At 60.8% G+C, this 11,965-nt stretch carries 13 protein-coding genes; 2 read left to right on the top strand and 11 right to left on the bottom strand.

Annotation, left to right across the window (positions count from 1 at the left end; all coding sequences use genetic code 11):
• Positions 1–10: 10 nt before the first annotated feature.
• Genes ACKLNA_RS23835 through ACKLNA_RS23845 form a run of 3 tightly spaced genes read right to left on the bottom strand, consistent with a single transcriptional unit; the run spans position 11 to position 1,640 of the window.
• On the bottom strand, positions 11–724 hold the full coding sequence (locus ACKLNA_RS23835) for a PilW family protein (protein WP_408987288.1): 714 nt from the start codon (positions 722–724) through the stop codon (positions 11–13).
• Complete coding sequence (pilV, locus tag ACKLNA_RS23840) at positions 721–1,170, bottom strand: type IV pilus modification protein PilV (RefSeq protein WP_408987289.1); 450 nt, start codon at positions 1,168–1,170, stop codon at positions 721–723. Before pilV ends, ACKLNA_RS23835 begins: the two co-directional genes overlap by 4 nt.
• The gene (locus tag ACKLNA_RS23845; protein ID WP_114885624.1) at positions 1,167–1,640 is read right to left on the bottom strand and encodes a GspH/FimT family protein; all 474 of its coding nucleotides are present in this window, start codon (positions 1,638–1,640) and stop codon (positions 1,167–1,169) included. The genes pilV and ACKLNA_RS23845 overlap by 4 nt, the downstream gene beginning before the upstream one ends.
• A gap of 130 nt (positions 1,641–1,770) precedes the next feature.
• Here ACKLNA_RS23845 and ACKLNA_RS23850 point away from each other — a divergent pair, with 130 nt between their 5' ends.
• Positions 1,771–2,325, top strand: coding sequence for a GspH/FimT family pseudopilin (locus ACKLNA_RS23850; RefSeq protein ID WP_408987290.1), 555 nt, complete (start codon positions 1,771–1,773; stop codon positions 2,323–2,325).
• Here the strand turns inward: ACKLNA_RS23850 and ispH are convergent.
• The 6 genes from ispH to murJ all read right to left on the bottom strand — a co-directional run bounded on the left by ispH (position 2,297) and on the right by murJ (position 9,717).
• Positions 2,297–3,241, bottom strand: coding sequence for a 4-hydroxy-3-methylbut-2-enyl diphosphate reductase (ispH, locus tag ACKLNA_RS23855; protein WP_408987291.1), 945 nt, complete (start codon positions 3,239–3,241; stop codon positions 2,297–2,299). The genes ACKLNA_RS23850 and ispH overlap by 29 nt on opposite strands.
• A 74-nt stretch (positions 3,242–3,315) precedes the next feature.
• A complete protein-coding gene (gene fkpB / locus ACKLNA_RS23860) occupies positions 3,316–3,753 on the bottom strand; it encodes an FKBP-type peptidyl-prolyl cis-trans isomerase (protein WP_170931652.1) in 438 nt (145 codons plus the stop codon).
• A gap of 7 nt (positions 3,754–3,760) precedes the next feature.
• The gene (gene lspA, locus ACKLNA_RS23865) at positions 3,761–4,273 is read right to left on the bottom strand and encodes a signal peptidase II (RefSeq protein ID WP_085732853.1); all 513 of its coding nucleotides are present in this window, start codon (positions 4,271–4,273) and stop codon (positions 3,761–3,763) included.
• Entirely contained in the window at positions 4,266–7,097 is a 2,832-nt protein-coding gene (ileS, locus tag ACKLNA_RS23870) for an isoleucine--tRNA ligase (protein WP_408987292.1), read from the bottom strand. The genes lspA and ileS overlap by 8 nt, the downstream gene beginning before the upstream one ends.
• 13 nt (positions 7,098–7,110) lie before the next feature.
• A complete protein-coding gene (gene ribF / locus ACKLNA_RS23875) occupies positions 7,111–8,049 on the bottom strand; it encodes a bifunctional riboflavin kinase/FAD synthetase (RefSeq protein ID WP_007959537.1) in 939 nt (312 codons plus the stop codon).
• 129 nt (positions 8,050–8,178) lie between these two features.
• A complete protein-coding gene (gene murJ, locus ACKLNA_RS23880) occupies positions 8,179–9,717 on the bottom strand; it encodes a murein biosynthesis integral membrane protein MurJ (protein WP_408987293.1) in 1,539 nt (512 codons plus the stop codon).
• 252 nt (positions 9,718–9,969) lie between these two features.
• Here murJ and rpsT point away from each other — a divergent pair, with 252 nt between their 5' ends.
• Complete coding sequence (rpsT, locus tag ACKLNA_RS23885; RefSeq protein ID WP_003228351.1) at positions 9,970–10,242, top strand: 30S ribosomal protein S20; 273 nt, start codon at positions 9,970–9,972, stop codon at positions 10,240–10,242.
• Between the two features lie 115 nt (positions 10,243–10,357).
• Here the strand turns inward: rpsT and ACKLNA_RS23890 are convergent, their stop codons facing one another.
• Both ACKLNA_RS23890 and proB read right to left on the bottom strand, forming a co-directional pair.
• Positions 10,358–10,822 (bottom strand): CreA family protein, encoded by a 465-nt coding sequence (locus tag ACKLNA_RS23890; RefSeq protein WP_408987294.1) that lies wholly within the window; start codon positions 10,820–10,822, stop codon positions 10,358–10,360.
• 11 nt (positions 10,823–10,833) lie between these two features.
• Positions 10,834–11,952 carry a glutamate 5-kinase gene (gene proB, locus ACKLNA_RS23895; protein ID WP_408987388.1) on the bottom strand — a complete coding sequence of 373 codons (1,119 nt, stop codon included), beginning with the start codon at positions 11,950–11,952 and terminating at the stop codon, positions 10,834–10,836.
• Positions 11,953–11,965: the final 13 nt, after the last annotated feature.

Raw genomic sequence — 11,965 nt, forward strand, 5'->3', positions numbered from 1 at the left:
CGGCCGGCCCTCACTGCAAGCGGTTGCGCAGAGCGGCAACCACGTTGAAGGTCTGGTTGGCGACCCGGTTGTTCGGGTCGGTGAGGGTCAGGGTCAGGCGTACGCTGCGGATGCGCGCCGGATCGCCGGGGTTGCTGCTGTAGGTCGAGGCAGAGACATCCGTCGCCGAAGTGGCGAGCCCGAACATCACCGTAAACGCATTGACGTTGTTCACCAGTACCTGCTGGGTCGGCGTTCCGCCACCGGTACCCATCAGAATCTGGTTGTTGCTGAAGCTGTAGACCAGACGGCGGATGGGGAAGGCGATTTGCCCGGCCGCCGGAGTCTGCAGGTTGCTGTAGGCCGTTGCACTGTTGCGGCAATCGGAGACCACCGTCCAGGTCGGTGTTCCACCGCCGCTGCCGACATCGGCAGTGACCAGCGTCAGTTTGAGATTGGTGTTGTCCCAACTGATCGGTGTGATCTGTGCGGCGTTGAAATCGCCGCTGGTACTGGCGTCGGCAATGGTCCCGAGGCAGCCGAACATCCCGACCATGCGAATTTCCTGGATCATCTTGCTCAACACAAACCGCGCATCTTCCTGCATGGCCGCCGAGGTGTTCTGGCTGACGTAGGTATTCTTCGCCGCGAGAAAAGTCTGCACGACGCCCAGTACGATGATCAGCCCCAGTGCCAGGGCGATGAGCATTTCGATCAGGCCGAAACCCTGGTTATGCTGCTTCATGGCGTGGCCACCGGATCGACCGTGGCGCGACTGGTCAGGACAAAACTGCGCGGGGCGCTCGCGGTGTTGGCGGCTCGCGCGTCACTCCAGTTGATGGTGATGGTGTACACCCGCTGATTGAGGGTGATGCTGCCGGTGGCGCTCGGCCCGCCGAAATTGACGATGTTGGTGGTGAAATCGTAGAGATCCTGGTCCCGGGTAACGCTCAGGTTGCCCGAGGTCGGCGGCGTGACGGTGTAGTCGGCGCCGGAATTGGCGCGGATGCGGTCCATCATGTCGTAGGCGATGAAACTTGCCTGACTGGTCATCCGCGAGCTGTCGGTGTACTTCAGCGCATTGAGCTGAACCGCCGCCGCCCCCAGCAACCCGACCGTCAGCACCAGCAACGCGACGAGGATTTCGATCAGCGACATGCCTTCCTGTGCAACTCTGCTCCCTGCCCTCATCCGCAGCTTCCACCCGATTGAATTCGTCCGTTCAGACACACGTTCAGCGTCCTGCTTTGCGTTCCCAGCGTATAACTGAACACCACCGCCGTGGACGGTGCCGCCAGACCACCCAGATTATTGAAATCCAGCGTGGTCACTCCTGAGGTTAGCGTCAGAGTCGCGCCACTGCTCATCGCTGGAACAACCCGCAATACATTGGCCGAAGTGCCAGTACTGTCGTAGACCGACAACTCGCCCGTCCAGACGCTGCCCCCGGCAGTCGGCCGCAACCGGATGGTGGTCCCGCGATCGATGGCTTCCAGTCGCGCATAGTTGAGCGCCCGCTGCAGGTCGCCGACTTCGGTGTCGGCCTTGCTGCCCTGTATCGATCGGGTAAACGCCGGGACGGCCATCGTGATCAGGATCACAACCAATGCGACCGCCACCAGCACCTCGATCAGCGTGAAACCTTTTGTACGATGATCCATCGATGCCCTCCGTTGCCGTCGGCTATACCTGCTCTGTAAACCTAGAACATTCGGCCGGCTTGCGTCGGTTGATTTGCCCTGCCCGGCGCACGGATCGCGTCGAGCCCCCTGCTTCAAGGAGGAAATGCTCATGCCGCAACAGGGATTCAGTCTGGTCGAACTGCTAATGGGACTGGCGATCGGCGCAATTGTTCTGTCGCTGGTCAGTCCGGCGCTCGCTACGCTGAAGGAGTCGAACCAGCGGCAACAGGCCGCGGAATCGCTGATCAGCGGAATCCGCAATGCCCGCAGCCAGGCGATCACGCGCAATCAGAGCGTAGTGATTCACGGCATCGACGGGGACTGGAGCCAGGGCTGGCGGATCATTCTGGATGTCAGTGGCAAGGGCGCGGAGGACAGCAGCAATCCGCTGCTGGTCGAGCACGCCAGTGATGGGCAAGTGCCCATTGTCGGCAACTGGTTTGTCAGTCGGTACATACGGTTCAGCAGTCTGGGGCAACCGCTGATGCCCGGGCGGGCGTTTCAGGCAGGAAAACTACACATCTGTTCGACCCGCGAACCGGTCAGCCAGCTTCAACTGGTGCTGGCAGCGACCGGTCGCGTGCGCCTGGCCAGCGAAAAGGCTGAACAGGCGCTGTGTCGAAAGGATAAAGCGATCAGATCGAGCGGACGCGCAGCTCTTTAGGCATCGAGAACGTGATGTTCTCTTCACGACCGGCCAGTTCGTCGGCACCGGTGGCGCCCCAGGCCTGCAATTGCTGGATCACGCCACGCACCAGCACTTCCGGCGCAGAAGCACCGGCGGTGATGCCGATGCGCTCGACGCCATCGAACCAGCTCTTTTGCAGGTCCTCGGCACCGTCAATCAGGTACGCCGGCGTGGCCATGCGTTCGGCCAGCTCGCGCAGGCGGTTGGAGTTGGAGCTGTTCGGGCTGCCGACCACCAGGACCACGTCGCACTCGTCGGCCAGTTGCTTGACCGCGTCCTGGCGGTTTTGCGTGGCGTAGCAGATGTCGTCCTTGCGCGGCCCGCCAATGGCCGGGAAACGCGAGCGCAAAGCATCGATGACCCGGCTGGTATCGTCCATCGACAAGGTGGTCTGGGTGACGAAGGCCAGTTTTTCAGGGTTGTGCACCTGCAGTTCGGCGACATCATTCTCGTCTTCGACGAGGTAGATCGCACCGCCGTTGCTGGCGTCGTACTGACCCATGGTGCCTTCGACTTCCGGGTGACCGGCGTGGCCGATCAGGATGCATTCACGGCCGTCGCGGCTGTATTTGGCGACTTCGATGTGCACCTTGGTCACCAGCGGGCAAGTGGCGTCGAACACTTTCAGGCCACGACCGGCGGCTTCGGTGCGCACGGCTTGCGAGACGCCATGGGCACTGAAGATCACGATGACGTCGTCCGGCACCTGATCCAGTTCTTCGACGAAGATCGCGCCACGACTGCGCAGATCCTCGACGACGAACTTGTTGTGCACCACTTCATGACGCACATAGATCGGCGGCCCGAAGACTTCCAGGGCGCGGTTGACGATTTCGATCGCCCGGTCCACGCCGGCGCAGAAGCCACGGGGGTTGGCGAGTTTGATTTGCATGCTGTGCCTCGTGTCTTGCGCGCGAAAAATTCAGATCAATGCGGGGGCCGGTCCGGCCCCTCGCAGAACAGCGTTTACAGCGCTTTGACGGAGAAGATTTCCACGTCAAAGGTCAGCGTCTTGCCGGCCAGCGGGTGGTTGAAGTCGACGGTCACTTGCGCGTCGTCGAACTCTTTCACCACACCCGGCAGCTCAGTATTGGCCGCATCGTTGAAGATCACCAGCAGACCCGGCGACAGCTCCATGTCCGCAAACTGCGAACGTGGAATGACCTGCACGTTCTGCGGGTTCGGCTGGCCGAATGCGTTTTCCGGCTCGATGGTCAGGGTGCGCTTGTCACCCGCCTTGAAGCCGAACAGCGCCGCTTCGAACCCCGGAAGCAGGTTGCCGTCGCCGACCTTGAAGGTCGCCGGGGCCTTGTCGAAAGTGCTGTCGACCGTGTCGCCGTTCTCCAGGCGCAATGCAAAATGCAAAGTGACTTCCGTGTTCTGGCCGATGCGTTGCTCAGCCAATACCTGTTCAGTCATGAACGGTTTCTCCGGTTTTTTTACTTTTGAACATGTCCAGGGCCAGCATCACCGCGCCAACGGTGATGGCGCTGTCGGCGAAGTTGAACGCCGGGAAGTACCAGCGGTTCTGCCAGTGCACCAGAATGAAGTCGATCACATGGCCCAGGGCAATGCGGTCATACAGATTGCCCAGTGCACCGCCCAGCACCAGCGCCAGCGCGATGGCCAGCCAGGTTTCGTTGCGGCCCAGGCGCTTGAGCCAGACCACCAGCACCGCACTGACCACCACCGCGATCAGGGCGAACAGCCAGCGCTGCCAGCCGGAGCTGTCAGCCAGGAAGCTGAATGCCGCGCCGGTGTTGTAGGCCAGGGTCCAGCTGAAGTAATCGGGAATGATCACGATCTGCTGGTACATCTCGAGCTTGCCTTCGAAGTAGAACTTGCTGGCCTGGTCGATGACCAGGACCAGCAAGCTCAACCAGAGCCAGCTCAGCCGTCCGAAACGGCCAACGGCGTTAGGCATAATGACGAACCTCGCCGGCGCCATCGATGTTGTCCACGCAACGGCCGCAGATTTCCGGATGCTCCGGGTTCACGCCGACGTCTTCACGGCAGTGCCAGCAACGGGCGCATTTCGGGAAGGCGGACTTGACGATCTTCAGCTTCAGGCCGCTGACTTCGGTGGCAACAGCTTCGGCCGGAGCCTGCACGAACGGCGCAACGCTGGCCGTCGAGGTGATCAGTACAAAGCGCAGCTCGTTGCTCAGCTTGGCCAGGTCGGCGCTCAGGGCGTCTTCGGCGTACAGCGTCACTTCGGCTTGCAGGTTGCCACCGACGGCCTTGGCCGCACGCTGGATTTCCATCTCTTTGTTGACCGCCACCTTCACTTCCATGATGCGATCCCAGTACTCGCGACCCAGCTCGAAGCCTTCCGGCAACTCGGTCAGGCCTTCGTACCAGGTGTTGAGCATCACCGATTCATTGCGCTCGCCCGGCAGGTACTGCCACAACTCGTCGGCGGTGAAGGCCAGGATCGGTGCGATCCAGCGCACCAGCGCTTCGGAGATATGGAACAGCGCGGTCTGGCACGAACGACGGGCCTTGCTGTCGGCGCCGGTGGTGTACTGGCGGTCCTTGATGATGTCGAGGTAGAAACCACCCAGCTCCTGCACGCAGAAGTTGTGGATTTTCGAGTAGACGTTCCAGAAACGGTATTCGCCGTAGTGCTCTTGCAGCTCGCGTTGCAGCAGCAGGGTACGGTCCACTGCCCAGCGATCCAGCGCCAGCATGTCTTCGGCCGGCAGCAGGTCGGTGGCCGGGTTGAAACCGGTCAGGTTGGAAAGCAGGAAGCGCGCGGTGTTACGGATACGACGATAGGCATCCGCGCTGCGCTGCAGGATCTGCTCGGACACCGCCATTTCGCCGGAGTAGTCGGTCGACGCGACCCACAGACGCATGATGTCGGCGCCCAGGGTGTCGTTGACTTTCTGCGGCGCGATCACGTTGCCCAGGGACTTGGACATCTTGCGGCCGGACTCGTCCACGGTGAAGCCGTGGGTCAGCAGCTCGCGGTACGGCGCGTGGTTGTCGATGGCGCAACCGGTCAGCAGGGACGAGTGGAACCAGCCACGGTGCTGGTCGGAACCTTCCAGGTACAGATCGGCGCGCGGGCCGGTCTCGTGACCCATCGGGTGCGAACCGCGCAGGACGTGCCAGTGCGTGGTGCCCGAGTCGAACCAGACGTCGAGGGTGTCGCTGATCTTGTCGTATTGCGGCGCTTCATCGCCCAGCAGTTCGGCAGCGTCCAGCTTGAACCAGGCTTCGATGCCTTCGACTTCGACGCGCTTGGCGACTTCTTCCATCAGTTCGACGGTACGTGGGTGCAGTTCACCGCTTTCCTTGTTCAGGAAGAACGGGATCGGCACGCCCCAGTTGCGCTGACGGGAGATGCACCAGTCCGGACGGTTGGCGATCATCGAGTGCAGGCGCGCCTGGCCCCAGGCCGGAACAAACTTGGTGTCTTCAATGGCTTTGAGCGAGCGCTGACGCAGGGTGTCGCCGGATACCGGCTCTTTGTCCATGCCGATGAACCACTGCGCGGTGGCGCGATAGATCAGCGGGGTCTTGTGACGCCAGCAGTGCATGTAGCTGTGTTCGATGACGGTGGTGTGCATCAACGCACCGACTTCGGTCAGTTTGTCGACGATGGCCGGGTTGGCCTTCCAGATAAACAGGCCGCCGAAGAATTCCAGCGACGGCACGTAAACGCCGTTGCTTTGTACCGGGTTGAGGATGTCGTCGTTGACCATGCCGTACTTCTTGCAGGTCACGAAGTCGTCCACGCCGTAGGCCGGGGCGGAGTGAACCACGCCGGTGCCGGCGCCCAGCTCCACGTAGTCGGCCAGGTATACCGGCGACAGACGGTCATAGAACGGGTGACGGAAATTGATCAGTTCCAGCGCCGAACCCGGCGCGGTGGCCAGAACGGTGCCTTCAACGCCGTAACGGGTCAGGCAGGACTCGACCAGTTCTTCGGCCAGAACCAGTAGTTTGTCGCCGATATCGACCAGTGCGTAGTTGAATTCGGGGTGGACGTTCAGCGCCTGGTTGGCCGGGATGGTCCACGGGGTGGTGGTCCAGATCACGATGGCAGCAGGTTTGGCCAGCGATGGCAGACCGAATGCGGCAGCCAGTTTGGCTTCGTCAGCGATCGGGAACGCGACGTCGATGGTCGAGGACTTCTTGTTCTCGTACTCGACTTCCGCTTCGGCCAGGGCCGAACCGCAATCGAAGCACCAGTTCACAGGCTTCAGGCCCTTGAACACGAAACCGCCCTTGACGATTTCGGCGAGAGCACGGATTTCACCGGCCTCGTTCTTGAAGTCCATGGTCTTGTACGGGTTGGCGAAGTCGCCCAGCACGCCGAGACGGATGAATTCGGTCTTCTGCCCTTCGATCTGCTCGGTGGCGTAGGCACGGCACAGCTCGCGGGTCTTGTCCGCGCCCAGGTTCTTGCCGTGGGTCACTTCAACCTTGTGCTCGATCGGCAGGCCGTGGCAGTCCCAACCCGGAACATACGGTGCGTCGAAGCCCGACAGGGTCTTCGAGCGGATGATCATGTCCTTGAGAATCTTGTTCAGTGCGTGACCGATGTGGATCGTACCGTTGGCGTACGGAGGGCCGTCGTGCAGGACGAACTTCGGACGATCCTTGCCAATCTCGCGCAACTTTCCGTACAGGCCAATACTGTCCCAGCGCTGCAGGATCTGCGGTTCGCGCTGTGGCAGGCCGGCCTTCATTGGGAAGGCGGTGTCCGGAAGGTTTAGCGTGGCTTTATAGTCGGTCATTTAAGGCTCTTCATTAGCGATGGGCGCTAGGTGCGGCTAGTGCACGGGCGGCGGCGACATCCGCGCTGATCGCCGTTTTCAATGCCTCCAGGGAGGCGAAACGCTGCTCTTCACGCAGCTTCTGGTGGAAAACCACCGTCAAACGCCGGTCATACAGATCGCCGGCAAAATCCAAAAGATGTACTTCAAGGTGGGCCTTGCCATCACCTTGCACCGTGGGCCGCACGCCGATGTTGGCGACGCCGGGCCAGGTCTTGCCGTCGATGTCGACGTCGACCAGGTAAACCCCGGTGAACGGCACGCGACGGCGCTTGAGTTGAATGTTCGCCGTGGGCGTACCCAACTGGCGGGCCAGTTTCTGGCCATGCAGCACGCGACCGGCTATCCGGTACGGGCGGCCAAGCAAGCGTTCAGCCAGGGCAAAATCGGCGGCGGCCAACGCGTTGCGCACCTGGGTGCTGCTGACACGAATGCCGTCCAGCTCGACGGTTTGCGCGGCTTCCACGGTAAAACCGTGAACCTGCCCGGCCTGCAGCAGAAAATCGAAATCGCCGAGGCGGTCGCAACCGAAGCGGAAATCGTCACCGACTTCCAGATGCTGCACGCCCAGGCCATCCACCAGAATCGTATCGACGAATTCACTGGCGCTGAGCTTGCTCAGGCGCTGGTTGAAGGCAAGGCACAAGACCCGATCGACGCCTTCGGCGGCCAGCAGTTGCAGCTTGTCGCGCAACCGGGCCAGACGCGCCGGCGCGGTCTCCGGAGCAAAGAATTCCCGTGGCTGCGGCTCGAAAATCACCACGCAGCTGGGTACGCCCAACTCGAGCGCACGCTCACGCAGTCGGGCCAGGATGGCCTGGTGACCACGGTGAACACCGTCAAAGTTGCCAATAGTGGCGACGCAGCCCCGATGCTGGGGGCGCAAGTTGTGAAGGCCTCGAACCAGCTGCATAACGCGCTTCTTGCTCATAAAGTGGCCGATTATAACCACACCCGGCGGCAGACGACAGGCAACACCGTAACCCAAAGTGAACGAGCCGACAAAACTGCCGGCCCGCGCCCGTCTTTCAAGGGTGAAACCTCAGCTCAACGCCTTGCGATTGAAGTCACGCAGGCGGAAACCGAGCAACAGCAACATGCCGAAATAAGCGACCACGCCGGCAACCACCAGCACGCCCAGGCGCAGGAAGCGCTCCAGCATGTGGCCCTGATCCCACGCCGGCATGAAATGCATGCCGACCAACAGCACGGCCGACATCACCGCCACCGCGAGCAGCAGCTTCAAACCGAATTTCAGCCAGCCCGGCTGCGGCTGATACATCTGCTGCTTGCGCAGTTGATAGAACAGCAGCCCGGCGTTCAGGCACGCACCGGCACTGATTGCCAGGGCCAGACCGGCATGGGCCAGCGGACCGATCAGCATCAGGTTGAACAATTGCGTGACCACCAGGGTGAAGATTGCGATTTTTACCGGTGTGCGGATGTTCTGTTGCGCATAGAAGCCTGGCGCCAGCACTTTGATCACGATAATCCCGAGCAGACCGACAGAATAGGCAATCAACGCCCGCTGGGTCATGGCCGCGTCAAAGCCGCTGAACTGGCCGTACTGGAACAGCGAAACCGTCAACGGCTCCGCCAGAATCCCCAACGCCAGCGCGCACGGCAGCACCAACACAAAGCAAAGGCGCAGGCCCCAGTCGAGAATCCGCGAGTATTCGTGACGGTCCTTGCTGGCGTAGGTCTTGGCCAGGGTCGGCAGCAGGATCGTGCCCAGTGCCACGCCCAGCACGCCGGATGGCAGTTCCATCAGGCGGTCGGCGTAGTACATCCACGACACCGAACCCGCCACCAGAAACGAGGCGAAAATGGTGTTGATGATCAGGGAAATCTGGCTGACCGAGACACCGATGATCGCTGGCAGCATCTGCTTCATCACCCGCCAGACACCCGTGTCACGCAGGTTCAGGCGGGGCAGCACCAGCATGCCGATCTTTTTCAGGTGCGGCAGTTGGTAGAGCAACTGCGCCAGGCCACCGACCAGCACCGCCCAGCCAAGGGCCATGACCGGTGGATCGAAGTACGGCGTCAGGAACAGCGCGAACACGATCATGCTGACGTTCAGCAGGGTCGGCACGAACGCCGGTACCGAGAAGCGGTTCCAGGTATTGAGGATCGCACCCGCCAAGGAAGACAGGGAGATCAGCAATATATAGGAGAAGGTCACTCGCAGCAGATCGGAGGTCAGCTGGAATTTTTCCGGCGTATCGGTAAAACCGGGAGCCGTGGCCCAGATCACCCAGGGCGCGGCGATCATGCCCAGCGCGGTGACCAGCGCCAGAACCAGCGTCAGCAGCCCTGTCACATAAGCAATAAAGGTACGGGTCGCCTCCTCGCCCTTCTGACTTTTGTATTCGGCAAGAATCGGCACGAACGCCTGTGAAAACGCGCCCTCGGCAAAGATTCGCCGCAGCAGATTGGGCAGTTTGAAGGCGATGAAGAAGGCATCGGTCGCCATTCCGGCGCCGAAGGTGCGGGCAATGAGCGTGTCGCGGACAAACCCGAGAATCCGGGAAAGCATCGTGATAGAGCTGACGGCGGCCAACGATTTGAGCAGATTCATTGAAGGAATTTGTGCCTGTCGATAAACAGCAGGCGAACAATGCGCCCACTTGTGCGATACTCCGCGCCGCAACAGCACAGAGCCAAAGCTCGCGAGTTTACAGGTCAAGCGCCGGAAATAAATATCCCGCCTCTTTATACCTACCACTTAGCGGAACGTCTCAAGCGCCCTTGACAAGACATCTCTTCATCGGCATGATTCGCGGCCTATTTTGTTTGCTATTTCCTAAAAAGTCTTTCGAGGAGCTCGACGGTGGCCAACTCACCTTCCGCCAAAAAACGTGCAAAACAGGCTGAGAAGCGTCGCAGCCACAACGCCAGCCTGCGTTCCATGGTTCGTACCTACATCAAGAATGTAGTTAAAGCCATCGACGCAAAAGACGCTGAAAAAGCTCAAGCTGCATACGTTCTGGCTGTGCCAGTTATCGACCGCATGGCCGATAAAGGCATCATCCACAAGAACAAGGCTGCTCGTCATAAGAGCCGCCTGAATGGCCACGTCAAGGCACTGAAAGAAGCTGCCTAAGCGACGTAGTCATTAAAAAACCGACCTCCGGGTCGGTTTTTTATTGCCTGCGATTTGCCGAAAGCAACGCAAAAAAAGAGGAGCCAACCGGCTCCTTTTTTTATTTACGCCCAAATCAATGGACTGGCGCCCACGGCAGAATCGGGATCGCCGTCACCGCATTCTGCGGACTGCCCTCGATCAGGCGGTCGCTGTAGACCAGATACACCAGGGTATTGCGCTTCTTGTCGAGGAAACGCACAACCTGCATGGTCTTGAACACCAGCGAAGTGCGCTCCTTGAACACCTCTTCGCCATCCTTCAACTCACCCTTGAAGTTGATGGGACCGACCTGACGACAAGCAATGGACGCCTCGGCACGATCCTCGGCCAGACCCAAGCCACCTTTCACGCCACCCGTCTTGGCGCGCGACAGATAGCAGGTCACACCCTCGACCTTTGGATCGTCGAAGGCCTCGACCACGATCCGGTCATTCGGCCCGACAAATTTGAACACCGTCGACACCTGGCCGATTTCCTCGGCCGAGGCCAGCAATGGCAACGCCATCAGCAAGCCCAACAATCCTTTTGCCATGAGCATTGCGCTTTTCCTCAGACCAGAATCAGGTTGTCACGGTGAACCAGCTCCGGCTCAGCCATGTAACCCAGCAAACCGACAATCGCATCCGACGACTGACCGATGATTTTTTGTGCCTCCAGCGCGCTGTAGTTGGCCAGGCCACGGGCAATCTCACGACCGTCCGGCGCCACGCAAACCACCATTTCACCGCGACGGAAGCTGCCCTGAACCAGTTTGACGCCGACCGGCAGCAAACTCTTGTGACCTTCCGACAACGCAGAAACCGCGCCATCATCCAGCACCAGCGTGCCACGGGTCTGTAGATGCCCTGCCAGCCACTGCTTGCGCGCCGCCAGCATGCCGCGCTCAGGCGACAGCAGCGTACCGATGCGCTCGCCCGCCTTCAGACGATCCAGCACCCGCTCCAGACGCCCACCGACAATAATGGTGTGCGCACCGGAACGCGCCGCCAGACGCGCCGCACGCAGCTTGGTCTGCATACCGCCACGACCCAGCGCACCACCAGTACCGCCCGCCACCGCATCCAGAGCCGGATCATCGGCACGCGCTTCGTAAATCAGCTGCGCATTGGGGTTGTTACGCGGATCAGCGTCGAACATACCGTCGCGATCCGTCAGGATCACCAGCAGATCGGCCTCGACCAGATTGGCCACCAACGCAGCGAGCGTGTCGTTGTCGCCGAAACGGATCTCGTCGGTAACCACAGTGTCGTTTTCGTTGATCACCGGAATGACTTTCAGCTCGACCAGCGCACGCAAGGTGCTGCGGGCGTTCAGGTAGCGCTTGCGGTCGGACAGGTCGTCGTGAGTCAGGAGAATCTGCGCCGTGTGCCGGCCATGCTCGGCAAAGCTCGATTCCCAGGCCTGCACCAGCCCCATCTGACCGATTGCCGCGGCAGCCTGGAGCTCGTGCATCGCACTGGGTCGTGCGGTCCAGCCCAAACGGCTCATGCCGGCCGCCACTGCCCCGGAGGACACCAGCACCAACTCGACGCCAGCCTCATGCAAAGCCACCATCTGCTCAACCCAGACGCCCATCGCCTTGCGATCAAGACCCTTGCCATCCGCTGTCAGCAAAGCGCTGCCGATCTTCACGACCCAACGCTGCGCACCTGTCACCTTGCTCCGCATCATCTTCAACCTT

It is taken from the genome of Pseudomonas sp. UV AK001 (genome assembly GCF_046097675.1).
Taxonomy (GTDB): Bacteria; Pseudomonadota; Gammaproteobacteria; order Pseudomonadales; family Pseudomonadaceae; genus Aquipseudomonas; species Aquipseudomonas kribbensis.

Excerpts from the sequence above, each read along its gene's own strand:
- ACKLNA_RS23835 (WP_408987288.1), bottom strand. The coding sequence starts at position 724 with ATGAAGCAGCATAACCAGGGTTTCGGCCTGATCGAAATGCTCATCGCC.
- pilV (WP_408987289.1), bottom strand. The coding sequence starts at position 1,170 with ATGAGGGCAGGGAGCAGAGTTGCACAGGAAGGCATGTCGCTGATCGAA.
- ACKLNA_RS23845 (WP_114885624.1), bottom strand. The coding sequence starts at position 1,640 with ATGGATCATCGTACAAAAGGTTTCACGCTGATCGAGGTGCTGGTGGCG.
- ACKLNA_RS23850 (WP_408987290.1), top strand. The coding sequence starts at position 1,771 with ATGCCGCAACAGGGATTCAGTCTGGTCGAACTGCTAATGGGACTGGCG.
- ispH (WP_408987291.1), bottom strand. The coding sequence starts at position 3,241 with ATGCAAATCAAACTCGCCAACCCCCGTGGCTTCTGCGCCGGCGTGGAC.
- lspA (WP_085732853.1), bottom strand. The coding sequence starts at position 4,273 with ATGCCTAACGCCGTTGGCCGTTTCGGACGGCTGAGCTGGCTCTGGTTG.
- ileS (WP_408987292.1), bottom strand. The coding sequence starts at position 7,097 with ATGACCGACTATAAAGCCACGCTAAACCTTCCGGACACCGCCTTCCCA.
- ribF (WP_007959537.1), bottom strand. The coding sequence starts at position 8,049 with ATGCAGCTGGTTCGAGGCCTTCACAACTTGCGCCCCCAGCATCGGGGC.
- murJ (WP_408987293.1), bottom strand. The coding sequence starts at position 9,717 with ATGAATCTGCTCAAATCGTTGGCCGCCGTCAGCTCTATCACGATGCTT.
- ACKLNA_RS23890 (WP_408987294.1), bottom strand. The coding sequence starts at position 10,822 with ATGCTCATGGCAAAAGGATTGTTGGGCTTGCTGATGGCGTTGCCATTG.
- proB (WP_408987388.1), bottom strand. The coding sequence starts at position 11,952 with ATGCGGAGCAAGGTGACAGGTGCGCAGCGTTGGGTCGTGAAGATCGGC.